Source organism: Paraburkholderia sp. IW21, assembly GCF_041321145.1.
Classification (GTDB): Bacteria; Pseudomonadota; Gammaproteobacteria; order Burkholderiales; family Burkholderiaceae; genus Paraburkholderia.
In genome coordinates this window covers 828,722-854,873 of sequence record NZ_JBGGWA010000001.1, presented here as the reverse complement: position 1 = coordinate 854,873, position 26,152 = coordinate 828,722, and the positions used below count along the sequence as shown (strand labels likewise).

The 26,152-nt window shown below is 61.6% G+C and carries 25 protein-coding genes; 6 read left to right on the top strand and 19 right to left on the bottom strand.

Features of this window, described 5'->3' with window-relative positions:
* Positions 1–15: 15 nt before the first annotated feature.
* Entirely contained in the window at positions 16–1,623 is a 1,608-nt protein-coding gene (locus ACAX43_RS03755) for a 6-hydroxynicotinate reductase (protein WP_370707052.1), read from the bottom strand.
* A 384-nt stretch (positions 1,624–2,007) separates the two neighbouring features.
* Here ACAX43_RS03755 and ACAX43_RS03750 point away from each other — a divergent pair, with 384 nt between their 5' ends.
* Positions 2,008–2,664, top strand: coding sequence for a TetR family transcriptional regulator (locus tag ACAX43_RS03750; protein WP_370707051.1), 657 nt, complete (start codon positions 2,008–2,010; stop codon positions 2,662–2,664).
* Between the two features lie 596 nt (positions 2,665–3,260).
* On the opposite strand, the gene ACAX43_RS03745 is transcribed toward ACAX43_RS03750, so the two are convergent.
* The 4 genes from ACAX43_RS03745 to ACAX43_RS03730 all read right to left on the bottom strand — a co-directional run bounded on the left by ACAX43_RS03745 (position 3,261) and on the right by ACAX43_RS03730 (position 7,232).
* Positions 3,261–3,545, bottom strand: a complete 285-nt coding sequence (locus ACAX43_RS03745; RefSeq protein WP_370707050.1) for a hypothetical protein — start codon at positions 3,543–3,545, stop codon at positions 3,261–3,263.
* Positions 3,546–3,558: 13 nt separating this feature from the next.
* Positions 3,559–3,810, bottom strand: coding sequence for a hypothetical protein (locus ACAX43_RS03740; protein ID WP_370707049.1), 252 nt, complete (start codon positions 3,808–3,810; stop codon positions 3,559–3,561).
* 687 nt (positions 3,811–4,497) lie between these two features.
* The gene (locus tag ACAX43_RS03735; protein WP_370707048.1) at positions 4,498–4,782 is read right to left on the bottom strand and encodes a hypothetical protein; all 285 of its coding nucleotides are present in this window, start codon (positions 4,780–4,782) and stop codon (positions 4,498–4,500) included.
* Positions 4,782–7,232, bottom strand: a complete 2,451-nt coding sequence (locus ACAX43_RS03730; RefSeq protein WP_370707047.1) for a DUF6531 domain-containing protein — start codon at positions 7,230–7,232, stop codon at positions 4,782–4,784. The genes ACAX43_RS03735 and ACAX43_RS03730 overlap by 1 nt, the downstream gene beginning before the upstream one ends.
* 209 nt (positions 7,233–7,441) lie before the next feature.
* Between ACAX43_RS03730 and ACAX43_RS03725 the strand changes: the two genes are divergently transcribed.
* A complete protein-coding gene (locus ACAX43_RS03725; protein ID WP_370707046.1) occupies positions 7,442–7,657 on the top strand; it encodes a hypothetical protein in 216 nt (71 codons plus the stop codon).
* Positions 7,658–8,123: 466 nt separating this feature from the next.
* Here ACAX43_RS03725 and pcaC read toward each other — a convergent pair whose 3' ends face one another.
* From pcaC to ACAX43_RS03700, 5 genes are all read right to left on the bottom strand, one after another.
* On the bottom strand, positions 8,124–8,519 hold the full coding sequence (pcaC, locus tag ACAX43_RS03720; protein WP_370707045.1) for a 4-carboxymuconolactone decarboxylase: 396 nt from the start codon (positions 8,517–8,519) through the stop codon (positions 8,124–8,126).
* Entirely contained in the window at positions 8,516–9,307 is a 792-nt protein-coding gene (pcaD, locus tag ACAX43_RS03715; protein ID WP_370707044.1) for a 3-oxoadipate enol-lactonase, read from the bottom strand. Before pcaD ends, pcaC begins: the two co-directional genes overlap by 4 nt.
* 5 nt (positions 9,308–9,312) lie before the next feature.
* A complete protein-coding gene (locus ACAX43_RS03710; RefSeq protein WP_370707104.1) occupies positions 9,313–10,692 on the bottom strand; it encodes a 3-carboxy-cis,cis-muconate cycloisomerase in 1,380 nt (459 codons plus the stop codon).
* A 269-nt stretch (positions 10,693–10,961) separates the two neighbouring features.
* On the bottom strand, positions 10,962–11,621 hold the full coding sequence (locus tag ACAX43_RS03705) for a 3-oxoacid CoA-transferase subunit B (RefSeq protein ID WP_370707043.1): 660 nt from the start codon (positions 11,619–11,621) through the stop codon (positions 10,962–10,964).
* 11 nt (positions 11,622–11,632) lie between these two features.
* Positions 11,633–12,337: a 3-oxoacid CoA-transferase subunit A gene (locus ACAX43_RS03700; RefSeq protein ID WP_370707042.1), complete on the bottom strand. Its 705-nt coding sequence runs from the start codon at positions 12,335–12,337 to the stop codon at positions 11,633–11,635.
* A 432-nt stretch (positions 12,338–12,769) separates the two neighbouring features.
* On the opposite strand from ACAX43_RS03700, the gene ACAX43_RS03695 reads away from it, so the two are divergent.
* Together ACAX43_RS03695 and folE are read left to right on the top strand one after the other, a co-directional pair.
* Positions 12,770–13,699 (top strand): LysR family transcriptional regulator, encoded by a 930-nt coding sequence (locus ACAX43_RS03695; protein ID WP_370707041.1) that lies wholly within the window; start codon positions 12,770–12,772, stop codon positions 13,697–13,699.
* 136 nt (positions 13,700–13,835) lie between these two features.
* Entirely contained in the window at positions 13,836–14,474 is a 639-nt protein-coding gene (gene folE, locus ACAX43_RS03690; protein WP_370707040.1) for a GTP cyclohydrolase I FolE, read from the top strand.
* Positions 14,475–14,596: 122 nt separating this feature from the next.
* On the opposite strand, the gene ACAX43_RS03685 is transcribed toward folE, so the two are convergent.
* Complete coding sequence (locus tag ACAX43_RS03685; protein ID WP_370707039.1) at positions 14,597–15,502, bottom strand: DMT family transporter; 906 nt, start codon at positions 15,500–15,502, stop codon at positions 14,597–14,599.
* A gap of 348 nt (positions 15,503–15,850) precedes the next feature.
* Here ACAX43_RS03685 and ACAX43_RS03680 point away from each other — a divergent pair, with 348 nt between their 5' ends.
* Positions 15,851–16,897 carry a VTT domain-containing protein gene (locus tag ACAX43_RS03680; RefSeq protein ID WP_370707038.1) on the top strand — a complete coding sequence of 349 codons (1,047 nt, stop codon included), beginning with the start codon at positions 15,851–15,853 and terminating at the stop codon, positions 16,895–16,897.
* Between the two features lie 150 nt (positions 16,898–17,047).
* On the opposite strand, the gene ACAX43_RS03675 is transcribed toward ACAX43_RS03680, so the two are convergent.
* From ACAX43_RS03675 to ACAX43_RS03665, 3 genes are all read right to left on the bottom strand, one after another.
* A complete protein-coding gene (locus ACAX43_RS03675) occupies positions 17,048–17,917 on the bottom strand; it encodes a CHAD domain-containing protein (RefSeq protein ID WP_370707037.1) in 870 nt (289 codons plus the stop codon).
* 267 nt (positions 17,918–18,184) lie between these two features.
* Positions 18,185–19,111, bottom strand: coding sequence for a polyphosphate kinase 2 (gene ppk2, locus ACAX43_RS03670; RefSeq protein WP_370707036.1), 927 nt, complete (start codon positions 19,109–19,111; stop codon positions 18,185–18,187).
* A 193-nt stretch (positions 19,112–19,304) separates the two neighbouring features.
* The gene (locus ACAX43_RS03665) at positions 19,305–19,724 is read right to left on the bottom strand and encodes a VOC family protein (protein WP_370707035.1); all 420 of its coding nucleotides are present in this window, start codon (positions 19,722–19,724) and stop codon (positions 19,305–19,307) included.
* 231 nt (positions 19,725–19,955) lie between these two features.
* Between ACAX43_RS03665 and ACAX43_RS03660 the strand changes: the two genes are divergently transcribed.
* A complete protein-coding gene (locus ACAX43_RS03660) occupies positions 19,956–21,002 on the top strand; it encodes a S1C family serine protease (RefSeq protein ID WP_370707034.1) in 1,047 nt (348 codons plus the stop codon).
* 44 nt (positions 21,003–21,046) lie between these two features.
* On the opposite strand, the gene ACAX43_RS03655 is transcribed toward ACAX43_RS03660, so the two are convergent.
* The 5 genes from ACAX43_RS03655 to ACAX43_RS03635 form a co-directional block, all read right to left on the bottom strand.
* Positions 21,047–22,450 (bottom strand): MFS transporter, encoded by a 1,404-nt coding sequence (locus tag ACAX43_RS03655; protein ID WP_370707103.1) that lies wholly within the window; start codon positions 22,448–22,450, stop codon positions 21,047–21,049.
* A 260-nt stretch (positions 22,451–22,710) separates the two neighbouring features.
* Positions 22,711–23,475, bottom strand: a complete 765-nt coding sequence (locus ACAX43_RS03650; RefSeq protein WP_370707033.1) for an NTP transferase domain-containing protein — start codon at positions 23,473–23,475, stop codon at positions 22,711–22,713.
* Positions 23,476–23,500: 25 nt separating this feature from the next.
* Positions 23,501–24,520 (bottom strand): flippase-like domain-containing protein, encoded by a 1,020-nt coding sequence (locus tag ACAX43_RS03645; protein ID WP_370707032.1) that lies wholly within the window; start codon positions 24,518–24,520, stop codon positions 23,501–23,503.
* Positions 24,517–25,338 (bottom strand): 2OG-Fe(II) oxygenase, encoded by an 822-nt coding sequence (locus tag ACAX43_RS03640; RefSeq protein ID WP_370707031.1) that lies wholly within the window; start codon positions 25,336–25,338, stop codon positions 24,517–24,519. Before ACAX43_RS03640 ends, ACAX43_RS03645 begins: the two co-directional genes overlap by 4 nt.
* Entirely contained in the window at positions 25,335–26,036 is a 702-nt protein-coding gene (locus ACAX43_RS03635) for a CDP-alcohol phosphatidyltransferase family protein (RefSeq protein ID WP_370707030.1), read from the bottom strand. Before ACAX43_RS03635 ends, ACAX43_RS03640 begins: the two co-directional genes overlap by 4 nt.
* Between the last annotated feature and the right edge of the window lie 116 nt (positions 26,037–26,152).

Below are 26,152 nucleotides of genomic sequence, written 5' to 3'. Positions count from 1 at the left end.
GTCACATTGTCGCCGTCAGCCGAGCATCGGCGGCATGGCGGGCGGCCACGGATTGTCGGGATTGCGCGCCACGATGCGGCGCGCGAGTGGCGCCCCTTCCGTATGTTCCGGCCCGTTCGCCAGCACGCTTTCAAGCGAACGCACCGCGTCGAGATGGCCACCGAGATCGCGATACGCGTCATACGTCATGGTGAATTCGATCGGCGCGACAATCGCGGGCGTCGGCACGGTGCCGAACGATCGATCGGGCATGCGCGAAACATCGACCATGACCGTGATGCCGCCGCCCGGCCACACATAGGCCGGTGCGCCGCCACACGTCACGTTGACCAGCTTCTGTTTGATGGCGCGCGTCAGCAGCACCGGGTTCTCCGTTGCGCCTGCGCGCAGACTGCCGCCTGCGCCGCCGAGAAACAGCACGGTCGCGAGCGACGGCTCGCAGTTCTCGCCGATTCGTTCGACCGTGTTGCGCACGGCATCCGGCATCGCTGCAATGCGGGGCACGAGGTTCTGATCGAGTTCATACCACTGCGCGTGTTCGCCGGTGGTCGAGACCATCAGCAAGCGCATACCCGGTTTCGCCACGGCGGGATCGAAGCCTTCGACAATCGCCAGCGGGTCCTGAATGTCGGTGCCACCCCAACCGGTGCCGGGATTCGCCACCTGAAAATAGCGGCCTGGCGTCGATTTGCGTCCGCGAATCTTCAGACCTGAGCGCGTCATGCCGAGGCAGCGGCCCGCCTGGTGTTCTGTGAGCACGCCGGTGATGTGATCGTCGACGACCACCACTTCGTCGGCATGTCCGAACCATTGCTTCGCGAAGATGCCGATGGTGGCCGACCCGCAGCCCACGCGCATGCGCTGCTCTTCCACGCCGTCGACGATCGGCGCCGCGCCCGCGCGAATCACCAGACTCGCGCCGCCGTCGATGGTCAACTCCACCGCTTCCTTGTTGCCGAGCGCGAGCATCATGTCGCATGTCACGCGGCCTTCTTTCTTGCTGCCGCCGGTCAAATGATGGACACCGCCGAGGCTCAGCATCTGCGAGCCGTACTCCGCCGTGGTCACGTGGCCGACGATCTCGCCATGGCAACGCACGTTCGATTGCTCCGGCCCGAGAAAGCGGTCGGTATCGATCTTCACCTTGAAGCTGCAATAGCTGAAAATGCCCTCGGTGACGACGGTAATCATATCGACGTCGTCGAGCTTCGAAGAAACGATAAAGGGCGCGGGCTTGTAGTCAGGATAAGTGGAGGAGGCACCGACGCCGGTAACAAACAGCGCCTGTTCCGCGGCAGGATCATGCGCTTCGGACGATGCACCAAATTCGACCGTGGCACTCGCACTGCTTGTGCTCGCCTCGGATGAAGCCCCAGCGCGTGAAAGAAACACGACAGGGTCGACGCGAATCAGCCGCCCCTCCGCATTCGCATACCGATCGCACGCGCCGGTACGCCCTTCCGATATCTGGCACAACACCGGGCACGCATTGCATTCGATCTTGTTCGCGGCCATCCGCTCGCTGCGCGGCGTCGCTTTCTCGAGCACGGTCGGACCCGGCGTCGAGGCGGTTTCGCCGTCGACGCTCTCCGCACCGAAATCGACCTTCGTATGTTCTGTCATGGCGGGGTTCCCATACGACGACATTACAATCGGTCCTGCCCGGCTGACGAATAATCCCTGTTTCAAGGGACTTTCGCGTGATCCGCATTTTTCCATGTTGCGATCACTTACCGTTCGTGTAGTATCCACTACACCAAACTCGATTGAAATCTACCCGATCAAAATAGACTGTGCAATGTGTTTTCCCAGCGGCCGTGTGAATGCTGCGGCGCCGCATCGCAATGGGAATGCCGATTCAATCTACGCCGAAGCATAGGATCGCGCAGCGCAATTCGCAGCGTGTGAGGTCGGCTGTGTGATGAAGGCGCGCCATGCTCTAGCGTATGTGAGCGGCTGCGGCGCGTGCCATTCAACCTGACGCTAACAAAGAGAGCCGAGACCGCCATGAGTCCCACTGCCGCCCGCAAGCCAGGCGCTACCGGTATCCGTGCGAAACAGGCGCAGGACACGCGCGCCAAGATTCTGAAAGCGGCGATCAAGGTCTTTGCGAAGCAGGGCTATGCAAGCGGCCGCGTCGAAAGTATTTCAAAGGCCGCGCGTTCGCACGACCGGATGATCTATTACTACTTCGGCAGCAAGGAACAGTTGTTTGTCGAAGTGCTGGAGACGATCTACACACAGTTCAACGAGGCCGAAAGCAAGCTCGATCTCGATCTGGACGATCCCGTGCATGGCCTTCAGCAGATGGTCGAATTCGTCTGGCAGTACTACCTCGATCACCCCGAGTTCGTCACGCTGTTGTCGAGCGAGAATCTGCATCAGGGCAAACACGCGAGGAAATCGTCGAAACTGAAGGAGATTTCCGGCTATGCGATTTCGGTCGTGCAGAAGTTGTTGGACGCGGGGAAGGCGCAAGGCGTCTTTCGTGCCGACATCAAGGCGCGCGACGTGTACCTGATGATTGCGTCGCTTGGCTATTTTTATAACGCCAATCAGTACACCCTAGGCGCGTTTCTCGGTGAATCGCTGATGGACAAGGCAGCGCTCGCACATTGGCGCGAGGTCATCAAGGACACGGTGTTGCGCGCGGTGCGCTTGTAGTTGCCGGCCGAAACGGCCGTGGTGAACGAAAGCAGGATTGCCTGAAGCGAGTGTCGGGCGATTCAGGAATACCCCGGAAATCACACACTGACCAAATCGGCTGCGTCCTCTCCTATCCAGCAAGCCCACAGCATCAGCACAGACCTCCCGGTTCCACGCCTTGCGAAGGAAGCCGCCAAGGGGAGCAAGCGGCATATTGCACCGTTCACCAATCTCGCTGCTCTTGCGCGGACCATTCAATCGTACATACCGCCCGGGAAGGTCCAGCAAAAGGACTATACAGACCTGACGAGCACACGCATTGATTGTGTTGATTTCAACAAGGATCGTGCAGTCGCGGAGGAAGTAGCGTTTTCCCTCATCGCAACCGACACTCTGTACATTCTCGCCCCCGATGTGCGGGCCGACATTTTGCGGCGCGGCAACGCCGAGCGGAAATCATCGACCGTGAAATGCGCCACCGCACGCAAGCGGTGACCGCACAGCACTGACTGCAACTAGCGGCCGCCACGCCGCAGCAACGAAACACTCCGAAAAACGTGGGTTTGGTCAGCAGTCTGAAGGCGCGATTGCTCGCGCCTTTTTTCACTAAGCCACTATTTGTTCGAGTCGCCCTCGGAAAGACCTGTCCAAGGTGACTCTAGCATTCCCTTGCGACCGTCTATCAGGGCGTTGATAAGGCGGTCTAATGATAATTTGTAGACCATAGCGCCGTCCGGGGTCGGTCCGAATAACTCAACTTCAAGGTTGTCCAGTCCTTTCTCACGATTGATGACGACAACCGGATTTCTGTCCAGCAATACTTCCAATGTCACAAAGCTGTATTCGCCAGGCGCCGATGACCAAACGGTCTCCACTCGTTCGACTATCTTAGTTTTCATAGCGAGTCCTTGCTTAGGCATCGGCCCTTGCCGCGCCCGGTTTAGGTGTATGCATCAACTGAACAATTTTGATTAAAGCCTGAATCAATTCGCTGAGACGAACTTTGCGAGCCATCGAGCCATCCGGTTCGGGTCCGCCTAACTCGGCCACAAGATTCTCCACCCCATTTTCCTGATTGACACGGACAACTGGATAACCGTCCAGCAGAACCTCGAGGGTCAACTCTTCATATTTCGTCCATAGCAGACGACCAGACCAATTCAAGCTTGCCCAAGTCCATATTCAATGTTCCCCAGAGTTCAGCACACCGCTAAAACGACCACCTTCATTCCAACGCACACCTGTGCCGTCTGATGCTCGATACTGTACGCCACCACGGCCTAGGTCCTTCCGAACAGTATTCGGATCTTGCATCATTCACGTAACCATGCTTCGGCTGTAGCGTTCTTTTGCTCTATTAGAGTTTCACGGCCAGTCATCATTGCTGTCTAATGCCTCTTGATGGTACCAAACATTTGGGGTGCAGTTCATCGTTCGCGGCCGCACAGCGATCGTTCACGGTGAGAGTGCGAGCAGCATGGCCGTTGACTGGCGCGATTGCCCGCGCCTTTCTCTAACGCTGAAATGCCGGACGCCTTTCAGCCATCAGGCTCCTGCTCAAGCATGGTTTTGCAACGGGTCGTCATTGTCCGACGACATCGCCCAACCCCAACTGAGCGCGGGATTGAACATACACTCGACACAGATCGGAATGAGCCCTGGCTCGGACGATGCCCGAAGCAATTAGCGAGCCCATCCAAGCGTGGCCGGTGGCGGCCCAACCGGATCGATACCGGCCTCGTAGTTATCGAGCCACTGATCGATCGCAACCCAAGACTGCGCAAAACTGACGCGGGAAAGCTGATATGAAGAAAGGGCGAAAATCTTCGCGCCCTTTCTGTTGCCACATCTCTATGCGCTCGGGCTGTCGTCAGGTGGTTCCTTCCACGTGGACTCCTTCATTCCATCGCGACATTCGATGAGCGCGTCTATTAGGCGTTCGAGAGGAAGCTTATACATCATCGTTCCTGTCGGCGTCGGGCCAAATAGTTCAACTTCAAGATTGTCCAGTCCTTTTTCTCGGTTGACCACAACCACCGGGTCCCTATCTAAAAGGATCTCTAACGTTACGTAGTCGTATTCCAGAGGGGCAGACGACCACACGAGTTCGACGTTATTTACCATCTGCGTTTTCATCAAGGCACCTGTTTTGGATTTAGAACACCGACAAACCTACCATCGCCTTCAAATCGCATTCCTGTACCGTCTGGTGCTCGGTATTCGAACCCTCCACGGTTCAGTTCATTCCTTATGGTGGTCGGATTTTCAAGAAGGTCTCGGGCCCACTTACTCGCGGTAGCGTTTTTTTCCTCTATGTTTCCCTTCAATGGTGGATAGTAGTTGGAGTCACGGGGAGAGTGCTTGTCCCACGAACGCGCAAGTCCACTTAGACCCGTGTTGTTATATGGTTTGTTCGCGGCAGCCAGCAAGTCATCAATCGTAACCTGCGTCGGCTTGCACAGGTTAGCGATCCCATTGACCGCGCCGCGAAGTGTGCCAGCGATACCGACAATACCGAACGGGTCGTCATTGTCCGACGACATCGCCCAACCCCAACTGAGCGCGGGATTGAACATACACTCGACACAGATCGGAATGAGCCCCGGCTCGGACGATGCCCGAAGCAATGAGCGAGCCCATCCAAGCGTGCCCGGGGGCGGTCCAACTGGATCGATACCAGCCTCGTAGTTATCGAGCCACTGGTCAATCTCATCGCTGCTGATCGAAACGGGCGCACCGCCGTTCGTCGCCACCGTGCCGCTGCGGGAGACCAGTTGACCGTCCGATGCATAGCCATAGTCCACGGTAAGAACGCGTGCCACGCGGCCGTTTGTCGGTGCGGCCGTCTCGTCGTATTTGAATCGCGTTATCCTGCCGCGCTGGTCATAAGTAATTCCAGCGGTAAAACCGTTGCTGGACTGCCTCGTCACGCGATGCGCAGCATCCCGTCCGAAGTTTCCACGCAACCAGGGCGACTTGAGGTTCTGCGCGGTCTCCAGATTGCCGGTGGTGTCGTAGAAATAGACCCAGTCCTCGGTAAGCTGGTTGTTGACGTAGACGCGTGCGCCGGTCACGCGATTCAGAGCGTCGTAGCGGACGCCGGTGGTCCGCTGCTGCTCGCCGTCCCACGCAGCGTCGAACGCGCTCGCGCCTGTCGGGTCGCTGGTCTTGCGCTCGCTATACCCGGTAATGTTGCCGCGATCGTCGTACACGAACGTGCGCAGCTTGCCGGGTGACGCGATCATGTAAGGCCGGATACTTGTCGCGTCGGCATAGCGTGTGGAAACGATCCGCGTCCCGGTGGCTGGGTGCTGTGCCGTCCAGCGGACAGGCCGGCCCGCATCGTCGTAGCTGTAGTCGGCAGTACCACCGCTCGCAGTCGTCTCCTTGAGCACGTTGCCCGATGTGGCCCACGTGGTGGACGTTGTCGCTGATGCTGAACTGCTTGCGGTAGGCCGGAGCGTGCCGCCTATCGATGTGAAGCCCAGCGTCGTCGTGCCCCGGCTGTCGGTAACCGCCGTCGAGCCACTGCTATAGGCGAACTGCACGTTGCGCGTCGTGTCCGGGTGACTGACCGCAGTGGCCCTGCCATCCGCGTTATAGGTCCACGTAGCGATGCGTGTACCGGTTTCATCAATCTCACCCGTGATCGCATTGGCGAACCGTTTGTCGTCGTACACGTAGCGGCGGACGTTGCCGTCGGGCCAGGTAGCTGAGACGAGGTTGTTGTTCGCGTCATACGCGTACTGGGTGATGCCACCCATCGGATCGGTCAGCCTGTAGATGCGGCTCTTGCTGTCGTAATCGAGGCGGAGCGTCAGATCAAACTTCACCAGTGCATCGTCGCCATGCTGCGTGATCGTGCTGAGGCACCCGGAGCCGTCATAGCTCAGGGTTCGCGTGAAGCCATTCTTTGTGCGCTCCGAGAGCAGAACGCCCTTGGACGAGTACGTTTCGGCAGTACCAGAAAACTGATTGGTCAGAAGCCAGTCCGAGCCCGTCTGCGTCAAAGTGAAGCCGGTGAATGCTGCCGTGCGCCAGTAGCCGCCCGACCAGTTGAAGGTGACCGGTTCACCGTTCTCGCGGAACGCGACGATCTTCGAGGAGCCGCCGTTGTTGGCGCTAGCAAGATTCAGTTGACGTTGCCAATTGTGGAACCAGGCCGGTCCCATCGCATTGGCGGATGCACCGAGCGAAGCTGAACGGTAGGTACGTGAGAACACCATCGGCATGTCGTCGCCGCTGACGAAATCCGCGCTGTCGAGCGTGACAGCGCCGCTGCCCGGATAAACAGGATCGGCAACCGGACAGGACTTTTCGGGTTGGGAGTCTGTTCCGGCACACCAGGGAATAATCAGATCGGTCCTGCCCACGCAGTCGTAGGTGCCGAGACCGATGGGGGTATTGCTTGAAACGTCGAGGGGGCACGACTGGGTCCCCCGGATCGCATGTGACTTCGGATAAAGCGCAAGGCACTCCTCGTCGGTTCCCGCGCGCGCCCCGAAGGCCACTATCAACAATATGAATGCGGCCAGTAGACGGGCGAGGTTGCCTGCTGGCCCGCAAGACGGTTCGTTTATTCTCATACATCTCCCTTTTGTAACGCGTCGTTAGAACTGCGTAATAAGGCGACACTGCATCGGGGAGTTGGGAGCCAAAATAGGACAATTCTGAAAAGCGCCGTCGCGCAACACATCTTCACAGACCGGCTGAAATTGACAGCGTCAAAGCAGGATCGCGCTAATCTGCGCGCCAATAACGGCCGCCGTGCGGGCATCCAGCGGAGGCGCAAACCATGAAAATTACGATCTACAGCGAAAGAGAACACCCGGTACACATCATCGTTAACCGCGACACCATCAACGATTTGCAGATTGAAACCGGCGCAACAGAAGAACTCAATGCACTTGGGGCATCATTGAACTGCGCGAACGGGAAATGGAAGCAGAGGAAAGCGGCACGAAGTAGTGTGTATGTGCAAAAGAGCCCGCGTGGCGGCGGGCTTCCTTAGACACGCGAACGGAGAACCTCACTTACTGCGGTTCGCCATAATGCTAGCCGCGAGCGTAGCCGCAACTTTGAGTGCGAATCTTTGTACATCGAACTATGCAGTCGCGCATGAATGGCCTCAAACAGAAAAACCGTTTCGGCGGCGTCAACACGTAAGTGTAGCGATGCGATACCACAAAAATAGCGCACCTTTCAGTGGATGGCCATCCAATGCGTCGACGAAAAATGGCCCGCTGGTGGGCGGGCCTCGGAACGTCATTCGCGGTCGAAGGCCGCGCAAATGCACAACAACTATCGCGAAAGGTTCGGGCGCTGGCGCCTCTCTTACTTGAAGCGCGTTTCACCTGACTCACGCGTCAGGCTCTGCATCCCACGTTCGAGCCGCTACCGTCCGGCGGAAAAACACGATGGCGCGGCACGCGGCGAATGTCGACGCGGCCACACGCCGCGCCAGCGTCGCAACGTCGTTACGGCTTTGTCGCCGCAGCGTCGTCTTCACGGAACAGTTTATCGGCCAGATGAAATGCCGAATTGGCTGCCGGCACGCCGCAATAGATCGCGGTTTGCAGCAGCACTTCCTTGATCTGCTCGCGCGTCACGCCGTTGTTCTTCGCGGCGCGCAAGTGCAGTGCGAGCTCTTCGCTGCGATTGAGCGCGACCATCATCGCGATGGTCAACAGGCTGCGCGTGTGACGCGGCAAACCTTCACGCGTCCAGATTTCGCCCCACGCATAACGCGTGATCAAGTTCTGGAACTCTTCCGTCAACCCGGTTCGGTTCGCGAGCGACCGGTCGACGTGCGCGCTGCCCAGCACCGCCCGGCGCACACCGAGTCCGGCTTTATAGCGGTCTTCGTCGTTCATTTCTGCTCCGTCAGAAAGTCCATCACGGTCTTCGTGAAGGCGTCGGCTTTCTCGATGTTGGAAATATGCGAGGCGTCCAGTTCGACGTAACGCGCGCCCGGAATCGCCTGCGCCAGTTCGCGACCCTGCGCCGGCGTCGCGGCCAGATCGTGCGTGCCGCTGATCACCAGCGCCGGCACCTTGATGCCGGGTGCTTCAGGGCGCAGATCGGTGGCGTCGATGGCGTCGCAATTCGATGCGTAGCCTTCCTTGTCGGTATGCACGAACACATCGCGGATCATCGCGAGGACCACCGGCTCGCGCTCGATGTAGTCGGCGGTGAACCAGCGCGCCAAGACCGTATCGGCCAGCGCGAGCATGCCTTCCGTGCGGGCTTTCGCTGCGCGCGGCACCCACACGTCCGGCGAACCGATGCGCGCCGCCGTATTGCACAGCACGACGCGTTCGAGTCGATTCGCGTGACGCGCGGCCAACGCCACGCCGGTGAGGCCGCCCATCGACAGGCCGCAGAAATTCGCGCGAGCGATCTTCAGCGTGTCCATCAGGCCGAGCACGTCGCCGGTCAGCTGCTCGATCGTGTACGGACCTTTCGGGGCTTCCGAGTGACCATGACCACGCGTGTCGTAGCGCAGCACCCGGAAATGTCTGGACAGCGCCGCGACTTGCGGCGTCCACATCGACATATCGCTGCCGAGCGAATTCGACAACACGATCCACGGCGCTTTGCCGTGACGGTCACCATCGATTCGATAATGAAGTTCAGTACCGTTGACTGCGGCGTAGGGCATGCCGGTTACTCCTTGGAATGGGCGCGCTTGGCGCGCATGGTATGAAGTGCCAGTGCGGCGTCCACATAAGCATGGGCCTGGCCGACGTATTGAGCGGGGTCGAGCAGTTGCCGCAAGCGCTCGGGCGGAAGATGTTCGGTTACGGCAGCGTCTGCCGACAGCACGTCGAAGAGCGTCTGACCATCGCGAATCGCAGTCTTCGAGGCGCGCTCCACGAGATGATGCGCATCGAGCCGGCCGATGCTGTCGCCAAGCGCGAGCATCACTGCCTCGCCGAGAATCAGGCCGTGCGTGACGTCGAGATTCGCCGCGAGACGCGGCACATTCACGTTGAGCCCAACGACAATCTGTTCGATGTTGGCGAGCGCGCCGCCCGCGAGGCGCGCGAGGTCCGGCAGCGCGTCCCACTCGGCTTGCCAGCCGCCCAGCGCGCGCTCGTGCTCCTGCACCATGCCGGCGAATACCGTGGCAACCAACCCCGGTGCCCGGGTCGCGGCCGTCAGCACCGCCGCGCAGCCGACCGGGTTGCGCTTGTGCGGCATTGTCGACGAACCGCCCTTGCCTGCCGCGGCAGGCTCGGCGAGTTCGTCGATTTCGGTTTGCATCTGCAGGGAGATATCGCGTGCGATTTTGCCCAGCGTGCCGATCAGCATGCCGAACAGCGACGCTGTCTCGGCAATGCGGTCGCGCTGCGTGTGCCACGGTAAGGTCGGCACGGCGAGATCGAGTTCTTTTGCCAGCGCTTGAGTGACTTGCGGCGCCGCATCGCGCAGGCTCGCCAGCGTGCCCGCCGCGCCGCCGAATTGCAGCACCAGCACGCGAGTACGCAGCGCGTCGAGCCGTTCACGGTGACGCAGTAGCGCGTCGAGCCATTGCGCGAATTTCAGGCCGAGCGTGATCGGCAGCGCCTGCTGCAGCCACGTGCGGCCGATCATCGGCGTCGCGCGATGGGTGGCCGCGAGTTTCGCCAACGCATCGCAAGTGGATTGCAAACCGCTGTCGAGCAGGTCGAAGGTGTCGCGCAGTTGCAGCACCGTCGCCGTATCGATGATGTCCTGGCTCGTCGCGCCCCAATGAACGTACTTCGACGCTTCAGCGTCCGCCGCTTTGACGCGCGCGGTGAGTTGTTTGACGAGGGGAATCGCGAGGTTGCCGCCGAGTGCCGCGTCGCGCGCGAGAGCGTCGGCGTCGAGTTGATCGGCCTGGCAGGCCGCTTCGATGGCCGCCACGGCGGTTAGCGGAATCACGTTATGGGCGGCCGAAGCGTGCGCGAGTGCTGCTTCGACATCGAGCATCCGCTGCAGCGTGGCACGCGGCGCCCAGATGTCGTTCATCGGCTGCGTGCCGCAAAGAAGGCCGGTCAGACGGGCGCTGGAGTCGAGCATGATGGCGTCGATGATCGAGGGAATCGAGAGAGAAGGTTTCGCCGCGGCGTTCGGCACGCTGACACGCGCCTTACGCACAGTAAGTAGCGCGTGGACAAGTAGACAGCCTACCGCACACGGCGTTGCGGCGTATTGTGCCCCGCACGCGACCCCAACGTCGTTGACGCGATCGCGTCACGCGCATGAGTTTGCGCTTCATGCGCGTTTGCGTGGCTATGGGACATCCGGAGCCACCTTTCGGTGGCGTTGCGGTCGGGCTTTGCGGCTAGTCAAGCCGTGCGAGCCGCCTGGGTGCCATCGATCAGCGGCACGCCGGTCAGTTTGTGCAGTGCATCGAAGTCGATGTCCGAGAATATCTCGCGCACGACGAGGCCCTGGTCGGTGACGTCGATCATCGCCAGGTCCGTATAAATGCGATTGACGCAGCCCACGCCCGTCACCGGGTACGTGCACTCAGCGGCGATCTTGCTTTCGCCCTGCTTGGTCAGGTGTTCCATCATCACGTAGACCTGCTTGGCGCCGATTGCCAGATCCATGGCGCCGCCGACAGCCGGAATCGCGTCGGGCGCGCCGGTGTGCCAGTTCGCCAGATCGCCTTTCGCCGACACCTGGAAGGCGCCGAGCACGCAGAAATCCAGATGGCCGCCGCGCATCATGGCGAACGAATCCGCGTGATGGAAATAGGCGCCGCCCGTGAGCAGGGTGACATGCTGCTTGCCGGCGTTGATCAGTTCGTCGTCTTCCTCGCCCTTCGCCGGTGCGGGGCCCATGCCGAGCAGACCGTTTTCGCTGTGCAGGAAGATTTCCTTGTCGGCGGCAAGGTGGTTGGCCACCAGCGTCGGCACACCGATGCCGAGGTTCACGTAGGCGCCTTCAGGGATAGCCAGCGCAACGCGCTTGGCCATTTCATCGCGGGTCAGTTTTTTCATGTCAGGTCTCCTCAGGCGGCATTCGCGGATGCGAGCTCGGCTTGATGCGTCGCTTGCGGCACTTCGATCACGCGTTGCACGAAAATGCCTGGTGTAACGATATTTTCCGGATCCAGCTCGCCAAGCGGCACCACTTTCGACACCTGCACGATGGCGGTTTTCGCGGCGCTCGCCATGATCGGTCCGAAATTGCGGGCCGTCTTGCGATAGACGAGATTGCCCCAACGATCGCCCCTGTACGCCTTGATCAGTGCGAAGTCCGCATGCAGCGGCGATTCCAGCACATAGTGCTTGCCGTCGATCAGACGGGTTTCCTTGCCTTCGGCGAGCTTGGTGCCATAGGCGGTGGGCGTGAAGAAACCGCCAATGCCCGCGCCTGCTGCGCGGATGCGTTCCGCGAGGTTGCCTTGCGGCACCAGTTCGAGCTCGATTTCGCCGGCACGATAGAGCGCGTCGAACACATACGAATCGGTTTGGCGGGGGAACGAGCAGATGATCTTGCGCACGCGCTTGGCTTTGAGCAGCGCCGCGAGGCCGATGTCGCCATTACCCGCGTTGTTGTTGACGATGGTGAGTTCACGCGCGCCTTGTTCGATGAGCGCGTCGATCAGCTCGGACGGCATGCCGGCGGTGCCGAAGCCGCCGATCATGACGGTCGCGCCGTCGTGGACATCGGCGACCGCCGATTGAAGTGACTCGAAAATCTTGTTGATCATGTCGAATTTCCTTTGGGGGCGCTGCGTGTCGCTGGGCTTTTTGCCTTTACAGGCAAGGGCTGGTGCGAGACGGTCTCCGGGCCTGTGCTGACGGCGACTCGCCGCTTGGAGAGGCGGCCTGGCGCCTTTGGTTTGTTCGCTTGAATTTGTTCGTTATATGAACACTGATTCGTTTAGCGAACGTTCAGGCGATTATGGTTGTCCTCCGGGCGGGTTGTCAAGGCAGGGAGTTTCCCTTAATCATAGGGTTTTACCTGCGCGGCGGGGTTTCTTTGCTTCTGCCTTTTGTGTCTTTACTTGAAAGCCCCAGGCGGGGCTCACAGACAACTGGCGCCGGGCAAGCCAAAAACTACTATTCAAAACCAAGATTATTGAGCTACCCTCTATCCAGATGCCAAATACCCAAGCTCCCGCGCCGCAGGCGAAAAAAGCATGTCAGAGACACCTCTGGATCTCAATCTGATCCCCTACCTCGTTGCGATGGAAGACACCCGGAATGTCAGCCGCGCCGCGGAGCAACTCGGCGTCAGCCAACCCCGCGTCAGCACAGCGCTAGGCCGCCTGCGGGAATACTTCAACGATCCGCTCTTCGTTCGAACCTCGAAAGGCATGGAGCCCACGCCTCGCGCGCTCGCTATCCTCCCCGCCGCTCGCGACGCGCTTCTGCGCATCGAGAAAGGCATGCTGGACGTGCAAGACTTCGACCCGGCCACCAGCACCCATACCTTCTCCATCGCCCTCTCCGACGTGGGCGAAATCGTCTTTCTGCCGCGGCTCCTGCAACTCTTTGCCAAGCGCGCGCCCTATGCGAATCTGCGCTCGGTGTCGCTCTCGCCATCGCACGTGGAACGCGGGCTCGAATCGGGCGACGTCGACCTCGCCGTCGGCTATTTCCCCGACCTGTCGGGTAATAACTTCTTTCAGCAACGGCTTTTCACTCATCGATTCATCTGCCTGATGCGCACAGGCCACCCCCTTTCGAAAGCGCCGCTCACGCTGCCTCAGTACGTGGCGTCGGGCCACGCAGTCGTGCGTGCCGAAGGGCGCAGCCAGGAAGTTCTCGAACGTTACCTGGAAAAGAAACGCATCAAGCGCCGCGCCGTACTCGAAACGCCGCACTTCATGAGTCTGCCGTTTATCCTCGCGCGCACCGATCTGCTCGCAACGGTGCCGCACGCAATCGGCTTCGCGTACGTGTCGGAGCATGCGTCGATCACGCTGGTCGAGCCGCCGCTGCCGTTGCCGCGCTTCGATCTGCGGCAGCACTGGCATCGCAAGTTTCATAACGATCCGCGTGCGAGCTGGCTGCGCGGTGTGGTCGCCGAGCTATTCAACGACGAGATGGACGAGTGGCCGAAATAAGGAAGCCTCGAAGCACGCGCCCCGGCCGCGAAAGGAGGCATAGACACGACTCGACGCAAAACATGGAACAATGGCCGCACTCATTGAACCCGCGCGCTCCGTTTACCGTCGACGCGCGATCCCGGAGGAGCGACGGATGACCAGCAGCAAGACAAAGAAAACCAAACCCCCGGCCGCAGCGGAGCGCCCAAGCCGCGAAGAAGCTGAAGCAGCCGTACGCGTGCTGCTGCGTTGGGCCGGCGACGATCCGCAGCGCGAAGGCCTGCTCGATACGCCGTCGCGCGTGGTGCGCTCCTACGAGGAGTTCTTCGTGGGTTATCAGGTGGACCCGCGCGAGCTCCTGGCCCGCACCTTCTCCGAAGTGGACGGCTACGACGAAATGATCGTGCTGAAAGATATCCGCTTCGAAAGCTATTGCGAGCATCACATGGTGCCGATCATCGGGCGCGCGCACGTCGCGTATCTTCCCGGGCATCGGGTGGTCGGCATCTCGAAGCTGGCGCGCCTCGTCGATGCGTTCGCCAAGCGTCTGCAGATCCAGGAAAAGATGACGGTGCAGATCGCCGATACCTTGAACGAGGTGCTGCAACCGGCAGGCGTCGGCGTGATTCTTGAGGCCGCGCATCAATGCATGTCCACCCGTGGCGTGCACAAGGCCGGCGTCACGATGGTCACCTCGCGCATGCTCGGCACGTTCCGTACCGATCCGTCAACGCGTCGTGAGTTTCTGTCGATCGTGGGCAATCCGGGAATCGTTGCGGTCGCCAATACGTAAGCAGCACCATGGTCGCCGCGGCCTTGGATTCGCCACCCAGGGCCACTCAACGTGTGCGCCTTGCCTCGCATCGCATCGCATCGCAAGATTCCGGGCGATGGCGCCGAGCGACCCGCTACGCCTCACGCCGTGCTGCGCGTCGTACGCATCTGACCGAAAGTGGCCAGCAGCACCGCACACAGTACGCATGCGACGCCCGCGAGCTGCGCGGCACTGACCGGCTCGCGCAACACGACGGCGGCCAACGCCACCGCACTCACCGGCACCAGCGCGGTCATGAGCCCGGCTTCCGCGCCGCTGATGCGCGCAGCGCCCGCATACCAGAGAACGAAGCCAGCCACGGTCGGCACGAGCGCGTAGTACGCCACGCTGCTCAGCGCACCTGCATTGAACGGTACGTTCCACGGTCGTTCGAAGCACGCCGGCACGATCGCTATCGTGAAGCCGATACCGCACATCAACGCCGACAGCGGCAGCGGCGCGACCGGAGTGCGCAACTTGCGGTTGAGCAGGATGAAGAGCGCCTCGCAGACGATCGCCGCGAACACCAGCGCGTTACCTGCCAGCGAACTGGCCGCATGCGGCGCGGCGAAATCGTCGATACGCACGGTACACACCAGCACGCCCAACGTAGCGAGGACGATCGCACCGATCACCGCTGGCGCCGGACGCTCGCCCAGCGCCAGCATGGCGACCACGGCGGACACGGCCGGCAGGGTGCCGGCGATCACGCCTGCATCGGCGGCCGATGCGAGCTTCATGCCGCTGATGAGCAACACCGTATAACCGACGCTGCCCGCACCGGCCTGGGCGATCACAAGCAACCTGTCGCGTCTGTCGAGACGCGGCCAACGCACGCCACGCAAGCGCATCACCAGCACGAACAGTGGAAACGCAATGGCAAAACGCAGTGCGGTTGCACTGAACGGCGGCAAGCCGGTTGCAATCGATTTGCTGACGACAACGGTGCTGCCGACCCCCATCATTGCCAGCGCGCAAAAAAGGTATCCGACATGCCGTGAATTCATGCTGCTTTCCCATTCGGTTGAACGAGCATGCAGGTTAGAGGCGGCGGACATGCGCGGTCTTGAACGAAATTGCAGGAAATAGCCTGGCAACGGTTCGGGGATTACCGTCTGCACGAACCAGCCTACCGCTTCAGGAAGTAACGGCGCAAACTCGGCTTATCTCGGAAGGTATCGATCGGCGCTGCAGCCAGGCTCATCGAGTATCCTGATCAAAATAGAACGCCGGCTGAAACACGAACAAACGAACAAACGAACGAGCAAAACGCACACGGCCCGGGAACACACTTTGCGTTCAGGCAAAAAGCTCCCGCCGCAACGCGGCCCAACCGCAATACAGGAGTTCCGCAATTGCTAGCGTTTCCGTCGTCGGCGGTTTCAACCTGGGGCGGCGCGGTCGTATTCCTCAACGTCCTCCTGACTCGCCTGGGCGTGCCGATCCCCGCAGTCCCCGTGCTCCTCTTTGCGGGCTCGGCGATTGCCGCGGGCACCCTGTCTTTCTGGCCGATCCTGTTCGCCGCCGTCCTCGGCGCGCTCATCGGCGACGGCACATGGTTTGCCGCCGGCCGCATCTATGGCCGCAAACTGATCGCCGCCCTCGGCCGGATCTCCCCGGCGGTCGATTCCAAGGTCGACAAGGCACGCTCGCTATTCGAGCGCTTCGGCGTGCCGTTGGTGTCGATCTCGAAGTTCGTCCCGGGACTGGGACTCATCACCCCGCCGCTCATGGGCACAACGGCCGTCGATACCCGCATCTACGCTGCGTGGGACTTTGCGGGAGCCCTTGCGTGGGCCACCTTCTGGCTGCTCGGCGGCGCCGCAGCGGAAAGGCAGTTGCATATGCTGCTCGCCTTCGTCAAAGCACGCGGCGGCACGGTTCTCGACATCCTGCTGGCCACGGCGTTGGCCTACCTGGTATACCGCCTGCACCAGCGACGCCGCGAACGCCGCCGCTTCGCGGACGCCGCATCCGCCGCCGAAGCGCAAGCGACAGCCGGCGGATGGCGCCGTATCGTGTCCCCCAAGGTCCTGGATGCCCGCCCGCCAGCATCGGCGGATGAAGCGCGGCGCCTCATCCCGGGCGTGCTGGCGCTCGACCCGCACTCGCCTGAACAGGTGGACTGCGCGCTGCTCGCCTATGACAGGGTGATTTACTGCATTTGCCCGGACAGCGCGACAGCCGTTGAAATCACGCAGCGGATGCGCCGCAAAGGCTACACGCGGATTCGCGCACTGAGGGGCGGCCTCGACGCCTGGCAAAGGCGCGGCTTTCCTGTCGAGCCGCTAGCGCCGGCAGACGAGCTGGCTACGGCCAAACGCGTGTCGGAATCGAACGGCGAGGCACGCGGCGCGGTCACCCTGCGCGGGCTCGCCCCTCATCGGAGCCAAAGCTCCTGACCGGGACATCTGGCCTGGGGTCTATTGAGCACCAAGTTGAGCGCCGAATTAAGCACCGAACCGAACGCCTGACCAATCAGATAGGGACGCACAGTCGATGCCGTTATTCGGGCCGGTGGGCTTGAGCGTGCAGAAAAGCCCCGAAGCGCGTCACAGTTTGCGCAGCAGTCCTGCCGCCGAGCGCATCCGGCGTTTGCGCTCCTTCTTGAGCCAATGAAGCGCGGAATCGGCGTCTCCGGATCCGGCCAGCAACGCCGCGTTGTCACGCAACAGCATCTCGCTGGCGACAATATCGTTCAGCGTACCGAAACGTTTCTGAATCTGCTTCAAACGCTTCAGGGTACGTTTGCGGCCGCCGTTCAAAACGGGTTCGAAAAACTCGAGCATATAGCGCAGCTTCTTTCCCGCCTTTCTGACGTCGTGAAACGACGAGTAGTCGGAACGCTTTGCACGAGACGCGCGTTTCATACGCTTCTTCAACGAACGCTCCGAATCGCTCACACGCTTTTCGGCGAACTTTCGCAACGGCACGCGCTCGTGCGCTGTGTTCAACTCCTTAGTGGCGCTCGTCAAGGCATCCCGCAGCAGATGTTTGACGTCCGCGTTCGACAGCGTTTCGCGGCTCGTCGCCAACGCACCGCCGCGCGCTTCCTGGAGCTTTGGCGTCATCTCGCGGGCAATGCTCTCCTTCTGTGCAATCAATTCGATCAGAATGTCCCAATCGCGCGTCTTGCCGGCCGCCGACGCCAGAAACTTATAGAGCGCCCGTTGACGCGTATTCTCGCCTTTGTCGAGCAAGGGTTCGAACGCCCACCACAAGGAACGCAAACGCCGCAGTGAAACGCGCAGTTTGTGCAACGCTTCGGGCGACGCGTCTTCGCGCACCGCGTGAGCATATTCGATCGCAGCATCGACGAGAGGCGCCGCGTAGGACGCGAAGGCCACCTCCGCCGACGGTTCCGCGCCGGTCGGCTGGCTGTCCGCAGTCTGTTTCCCGATCTTCCGGCTCTCTCGTTTCATCGAAGGTCCTTGAAAACACCCCTCTGGCAGCGTAGCAAAAAAAAGACCAGTGAGTATCCGCCCGGTTATCCACCGCCGCGCTGCACGAGGTGCATGAGACGAGACGCAAGGAATGCGCCTTGCACCGCATCGCCTACGCGCCGCGACCGTTCATTCCACCGCTGGAAGCACACCGTCGTAACAGTACAGTAGGCGAAAGGATCGGCAGGCAGCGTCTGACGTATGGACCGTGCGCATCGGCCGATTTCACACCGGGCCGGCACTCGATCAATACACTTCCGGCACGATCATCGATTCCGGCACGGGCTGACGACTGTATTCGTTGTTGTACACCCGCGCGGGCAACTCGACGCGCGAATGCTCGATCTCGTGATACGGCACCTGGCTTAGCAGATGATGAATGCAGTTCAGGCGAGCGCGTTTCTTGTCGACCGCCTGCACGACCCACCACGGCGCCTCGGGAATATGCGAGCGCTGCAGCATGACTTCTTTCGCCTGGGTATAGGCTTCCCAGCGGCGTCGGCTTTCCAGATCCATCGGACTCAGTTTCCACTGCTTCAGCGGATCGTGGATGCGGTTCTGAAAGCGGAGTTCCTGTTCTTCGTCGGTGATCGAAAACCAGTATTTGAGAATCTGCACACCGCTTCTCGCCAGCATCTTTTCGAATTCAGGCACGGAGCGGAAGAACTCTTCATACTCGTCGTCGCTGCAAAAATTCATCACGCGTTCGACACCCGCGCGGTTGTACCAGCTGCGATCGAACAGCACCATTTCGCCGCCGGCCGGCAGATGCGACACATAACGCTGGAAATACCATTGCGTGCGTTCACGGTTGTTCGGGGCCGGCAATGCCGCCACGCGGCACACGCGCGGATTGAGCCGCTGCGTGATGCGTTTGATCGCGCCGCCCTTGCCGGCCGCATCGCGCCCTTCAAAAATCACCACGAGACGATGGCCGGTCTGCACGATCCAGTCCTGCAGTTTGACGAGCTCGCCCTGCAGCCGGAACAGCTCGCGGAAGTACATCTTGCGCGCCTCGCGATGCTCGGGCGTGAAGCCTTCCGCGCCGTCGATCATGCGGTCGTCGACCTCCATTTCGAGTTCCTCGTCGTAGGCGTCGATGAGGTCCTCCTCGAAACGGCGTTGCCGTTCTGCCAGCACATCGGCCTCGGGTCTCGATTCCAGCTCTTTCATTGCGACTCTCCTGGCAACGGAAATGGTTAGGCATGCGGCGCAAGCGCGTCGCGAACGCGCTCGATTATCGAAGCGCGAAATGTCAGCTGTGTTACCGCTGCGGCAGCCGCACCTTGGCGCGATGGATGCGCCCTTGCGACCTGCGCGCCTTCTGAACACCCATGATAGCGAGTTTTCCGCCACCGGCCGGCGGCTAACGCAGCGGCCTCGCGAAGCTGATTTCGTGACCGTCCGGATCGGTGATGTGAAAATAGCGCTCGCCCCACGGCGCATCGGACGGTTCGAGCGACGGTTTCAAACCCGCCGCCAACGCCTTCCGGTAGAGCGCGTCGACATCCGACGTGTAGACGATGACGCGGCCCCACCAATTGACCGGCGCGCGCGTGTCGACGATCAGGTTCAGATACGAGCCACCGAATGCAAACGAGGTAAACGCTTCCTGCGGGCCGCCGAATTTGATCGGAAAGCCGAGCGCTTCGTAAAACAGCACCGCGCGCCGCATATCGTGGGTGGCCAGCGTGATGGCGCTGAGCGACTCGATGCGCGGTTCCGCCGGTTCCGGCGGCGTACTCGGCGAGGTAGAGGCTGCGGCTGACCTGGCGGGTGAGTTCATGGCGGCTGTCTCCTTGGTATGGCGGGCGCGTGATGGCTGCGGCATTGGCATTGGCATAGGCATTGGCTCGGACGGTGGGCTTGCGCATCCCCTCTGGCATCGACCCAAATGCCGGCGTCGGCCGGCACAAGAAAGTGTCTCATAGGCCGCGTCTGGGCACCCTGCACCGCCGCCACTTGAAAACCCTTGTGACGCCCCGCATCTGCATTTCCGTTCATCCGGAGCATCGCCATGGGAAGCCGTCCACGCTTCATCGATAACCTGTCGCGCGCCACCTCCGACGCCCCCGGGCCCCAACCACTCGATCCACTATCCGACGACGCCCTGCTCGACGCCTATTCCCGCACGGTAATCGGCGCGCTGGAACGCGTTCAGCAGGCGGTCGCCTTCATTTCCGTCGAGCGCCGGCTGCCCGGCGCGCCCGCCGGGCGCGATAGCCGCGGCACACGCGGGGGCAGCGGCTCGGGCTTTCTGTTCACGCCCGACGGCTACCTGCTCACCAACAGCCACGTCGTGCACGGCGCCGCACATATCAAAGTGACGCTCGCGGACGGTGCGAAATTCGACGCCGATCTGGTCGGCGACGATCCGGGCAGCGATCTGGCCGTGCTGCGCATCGGCTCGCCGGAGCCGCTGGCGCACGTCGAACTCGGCGAATCGTCGAAGCTGAGGGTCGGGCAGATTGCGATCGCGGTCGGCAATCCGCTCGGCCTCGCGCAAACCGTAACGACCGGCGTAGTCTCGGCGCTCGGCCGCTCACTGCGTTCGAATTCGGGCCGCATGATCTACGACGTCATCCAGACCGATGCCGCGCTCAATCCCGGCAATTCGGGCGGCCCGCTGATCAATTCGGCCGGCCAGGTGATCGGCGTGAACACCGCGATCATTCCGGGCGCGCAGGCGATCTGCTTCGCCACCGCCATTGATACGGCGAAGTGGGTCATCATGCAGATTTTCGCGCACGGCCGGGTGCGGCGGGCCTATATCGGCGTGGCCGGCACCACGGCGCCGCTGTCGCGGCGCGTGCAGCGCTATTTCGGTTTGAGCTCTGGGAGCGGCGTGCGCGTCATGGAAATCGTCAAAGGCAGCCCGGCTGCGCTCGGCGGCCTGCGCACCGACGACACGATCGTCGCGATCGACGCGCTTGCTGTTCAGGATGTCGATAGTCTGCAACGCACGCTCGATGTTTCGCGTATCGACAGACCTGTCGATGTGACGGTGTTGCGAGGCGCACAACGGCTCGAATTGACCTTGACGCCCATGGAGCAGGTCAGCTGATTTAAGCCGCTTCCGGAGGGGATAAAAAAGGCCGCGCGCTGCGTTCAGGCGCGGCTGCGGCTGCCGCGCGCGATCTCGTCGCCGGCGCCATGCGGCAAGCGCGCGGTCACCGGAATCGACATGAACGAGAACAGGCCGACCACTAGAAATGCCGGCCAGAAATCGGAGAACACAATGCTCGAATGCCCCTGCACGTTATGCGAAATCTGCAGCACGATCCCACCGATCGTCACGCCGAGCCCCAACGAAATCTGCTGAATCACACTGGCGACGCTCGTTGCACGCCCGATATCGCGACTCGGAATGTCCGCATAGGCCAAGGTGTTCAACGAGGTGAACTGCAACGACGGGAAGAAGCCGCCGAACAGCACGACACACCAGATCAACCAATGCGGTGTGCCGGGAAAGAACAGACCGTAGACCGCGATAGCGAGGCCCGCGCAGCCCGCATTGAACATCAGCACCGCGCGGAAACCGAAACGGCCGAGAATGCGTGATGCCGCCGCCTTCATGAAGATCGAACCAAACGCGGAGGCACAGGTGATCGACCCCGACTTGAACGCCGTCATGCCCAGGCCTTCCTGCAACGCCAGCGGCAACAGGAACGGCACCGCACCGAGGCCGATGCGAAACAGCGAGCCGCCCACCACGCTCGCGTGAAAACTCGGAATGCGCAACAGCCGCAGATCGAGCACGGGCAATTCGACGCGATTCGCGTACAACACATACATCACCAGCAGCGCCACGCCGGCCGCGCACATGCCGACCGATACCGGGTTCGACACCAGTTCGCCGCCTACCAGCGAGAGCCCCAGCATGAATAGCGACGCCCCGCCCGCCGACAACGCAAAGCCGCTCCAGTCGAGCCGCCCGGGGTGCGCTTCGCGCACGTTGGCGATGTGCCTGTTCGCGAGCCAGATGCCCAGCAGGCCAATGGGAATGTTGACGAAGAAGATCAGACGCCAGTGCAGATACGTCGTAATGAAGCCGCCGAGCGGCGGCCCGACCACCGGCCCCAGCAGCGCAGGCACCGTCAGATAGTTGACCGCGCGGATGAAGTCCGACTTCGGCAGCGAGCGGAAAATGATGATGCGCCCCACCGGCACCATCATCGCGCCGCCGATGCCTTGCACAAAGCGCGCGACGACAAAGGTGCCGAGTGAAGTGGACGCCGCGCACATCAGCGAGCCGGCCATGAAGATGCCGATTGCCGTGCGGAACACGGTGCGCGAACCAAAGCGGTCGGCGACCCAGCCGCAGATGGGAATGAACACGCCGAGGCCGATGACGTATGCCGTCACGGCGAGCTTGAGGGTGATGGGATCCTGGCCGAGATCGCGCGCCAGAACCGGCATCGACGTCACGATGACCGTGCCGTCCACGTTTTCCATGAACATCGCACACGCGACGATCAGCGGAACAATGAAAGTGCCTAAAGCAAGAGGCATTGGCATGGCGACGGGTTGCAAAGCCGTCGGCGTAAAGTTGCGATTATGGCATCGCATTGACAACAGATGTTGTTGCGCGAAGTCTTTTAATGCTCATGCGAACAGCGCGCTGCTACCCGAACCTCGATGGTTGAGCGCGCAACCAAGCAGGAAGGGCCACGAAAAACATGAGTGAACACGAAGAAAAAAGCGAAGCGATAGTAAGCCGGCATACAACCGGCTCACCACGCAAGACACCAGCAAACATCGAGAAAGGAAACTTAACGCGACGCGCTGACCAGCGGTTGCAACTGCGGCAGAATCTCGGTGCCCGCGCGCGCGACGTCGTTCGGGAAGTCGATCTCGATCCATGGCGAGCCGGTCACGTCGGCGGTATCGAACACCTGGCTGCGCTCCAGCAGCAGGTCGCGCACCGCTTCTTCGTGCGGCATATTGGCCCGGCCGCTTTCGACATAGCCCGCGACGATCTGCGTGAAACGCTGCGCGGTTTTCTCGCGGAAACGGAAGAAGCCCACCGATTCGCCCATCGTGTCGTACTCGAGATTGACGGCGAGCTGCTTGCGCAATTCAACCGGCACGCCGTCTTTCAGACACAGCTTGACGGGTTCGTCGCCGGCTTCGAAATCACGGTCGATCAACAGCCGGTTGGCCGTTTCACCCGCCACCAGCGCGCTCAGAATGCGCTCGTCGTAGAGCACGTCGGCGTCCATCAGCAGCACGTCGCCGCCGCGCGTCAGCGCTTCGGCTACCGTGTGCACCGTCAATACGCTGCCCAGGTCGTAACGCGGGTTCAGCACGGTTTCCACTTCATGCGGCCAGTTGATCCGCTCCAGTTCCGCCCGCACCGATTCCGGCTGAAAACCGAGCGCCAGCACGACGTCGGTCACGCCACCGGTTTCAAGCATGTGCAGATGCCGTTCGAGCAGGCTCATGCCATCGAACTGCAACAGGCACTTCGGGAACTGTGCCTGCGGCGGTTGCTGGAGACGCAGGCCGAGGCCCGCTGCGAGGATGATGGCACGCATGCGCGGTCCTTTGAAAAAATACGGGTTAGTCGACAACCGGCATGCGCGCCGTGGCGCGTCGGCGTTGCCAGTTTCGTTCGCTGAAGTGCAAAACCAGCAGACCCGGCAGGCCTAGCAGGATTTCGCGGGCGCGCTTGGCGAGCGACAACGCCAGCGCGGCGTCCGGTGGCAAGCCCACAAGCGGCGCGAGCAGCAGATAACCGCCCTCCTGCACGCCGAGCGAGCCCGGGATCATGAATGCCGCGCCGCGAATCGCTTGCCCGAGACTTTCGAGCAGGAGCGCATCGACCCAGTCGACCGGATGGCCGAGAAAGCGCAGCGCGAGCCACACTTCGACCGTGCCGACGATCCAGCCCACCAGGCTCAACGCGAAGCTCGCCGCGACGCGGCCGCGCTCGCGGTACATCGCCTGCACAGCGGCGTCGACGGCTTCGGCGCGCGTCATGAGCGTTGACCAGTCGCGCTTGCCGAACACCTTCGAGACCACGCCCAGCAGACGGCCGAACAGACCACGTCGCTGCGCGTAATAGAAGCCCACGATCATCGCGCCCAGCACGCCGGTGGCGATCGACGTCGCGGTTTGCAGATCGTGAAGCGCGCCGTGCGCGGCGTAGGCGCCGAACAGCAGGAGCCCAAGCAGGGCGAACACGATTTGCGCGAGTGCCTGCGCCGTGGTGCTGACGGTGATCGCGGCAGCCGCGTCGCGCATACGCATGCCACGCTGGAACAATTGCCGCACCATCACCACCGGACCGCCGATCTGGCCGGCCGGCAACAGGCTATTCACCGATTCGCCGACCCAGCGCGCGAATAACGCGTCGCGCAGCGTCACATCGTGATGCACGCTGGCACGACGGCGCTGGCACAGCACCGAGATCGCGGCGGCGTCGAGTGCCAGCGGCACGAGATGGAATGCGGCGACGAGCGCGAGCCCCCAGCCTGCCGCGAGCAGCGTCGAGGCAACCGAGCCGAAACCCTGCCACGCGAGCAGGCCGGCAAAAAGCGCCGTCCCGGTCGACAGCAGAATCAGGGCTGCGCGTGTCATGCGTGATCCTTGCCGCGCTTTGTCATCTGACGGAAAACCTGCCGGAAACCGAAGTACGCGATTGCGTCCTTCCAGTTCGAGATGAAACGGCGCCACGGCCGCATGTTCGGATCGGTGACGTATTCGAAGGTGAGCGACACGCGCATTTCGTTCGCCGCGGCCGGCGTGATGCGATGACGCAGCTTGTCGCCGTCGAAGAACACCAGACCGCCCGGCGGGATTTGCACCGAACCGGGCTGGTCCGGCACGTCGGGGTTGCGCGTATGCAATTCGTAATCGAGACGACAGGACGATTCGTCGATCACGCCGAGCAGCAGCGTGTAACGGCGGCCGTCATAGTACGAAGTATCGTAGTGCCAGCCGATGTGGTCGCCGGCCCGGGTGTAGTAATACAGCGCGTACGCGTGCGGATCGTCCGCGGGAGACACTTGCAGCTTGTCGCCGCTCAGTTGCTCGAGCCAGCCGATCAGCGCCTTCGAGCGATACAGCTCGGCGATGAACGGCGCGAGACGGTCAATCGTATGACGGCTCACGCTGCCGCCCTGCTTGTGGCCCGGCAGATAGTTGCGGTTCACTTCGGCGAGGAGCCCCCGCGCGGCCTGAACGAGCTGAGCGGTGACCTCGGGCGCGAGGAAGTCTTCCAGATACAGGAACGCGTCCTGACCGGCGAAATCCGTGGAAAGACGCGCAGTGTCGAACGTGCGCGTACGGCTTGCGACCGCGCGGTCGGCATTCGGTACAGGCGTGGCCGGCGACGAGGCCAAAGAACGTTCAACTGAATTTGCGGCGATCACGTCGTCTTCGGCGTGCATACTCATTCACTAGCCCACACTTCACTGGTTTCAGACGCGCCGCCGTCGGGGACCGCGAGACTAGCGGCGCGGCGACCGGCGCGCCAGTAATTGATCACCACCCAGACAGCAAAGAGCGGCGCGCCAATCGAGGCGACCACGACAAACGGCATGACAACGCTCGTCAGCGTGACGATAGGTAGCAGATACAGCACGTCTTCCGTTTCGAAACCACCGACCGATGCCTGCCGGGTGCCCGCCTTGCCGGCCATCTCCTCGATGCGCATGCGCAGGAAGAAAATCAGTGCGATCGCGACGCCCGCCGCTGCCCCGAGCCACTCGGGGGCCAGTTTCAATGCGCCGATATGCGCCGTGCCGACACCCAACCCCATGCCGACGAACAACATTACGGTCACGAGCGCATCACAGGCGAGATCGTAAAAATGACCGATCCGGCTCGACTTGCCGCCGATGCGCGCGAGTTCTCCGTCCGTATGGTCGACGAAATTCGACAGCACGATCAGGAAGGCGCCTGCATTGGCCCATTCGAATCCGCCGCGCGCCAGGCACAGCGCGCCTGCCAGCCCGATCAGCAAGCGCAGCGTGGTCAGATGGTTCGGCGTAACCCACGTGTTCACGAGCGGAGTGACAAGCCGGCGGGCGAGCCGCGCGTCCCATGTTCTGGGCGGCGCAACGTTAGCTGAAAGGTGGGGGCGCGGATTCATAGTCCGGAAATATATACGGGATCTTGAAAGCTTGCCTCTTTCCTTAACGTTTTCTTAAGGAATATTCGTTGCCGCCGTACGCAGGGCAAGATTTCCCGAATCACGTTAAAGTGCGA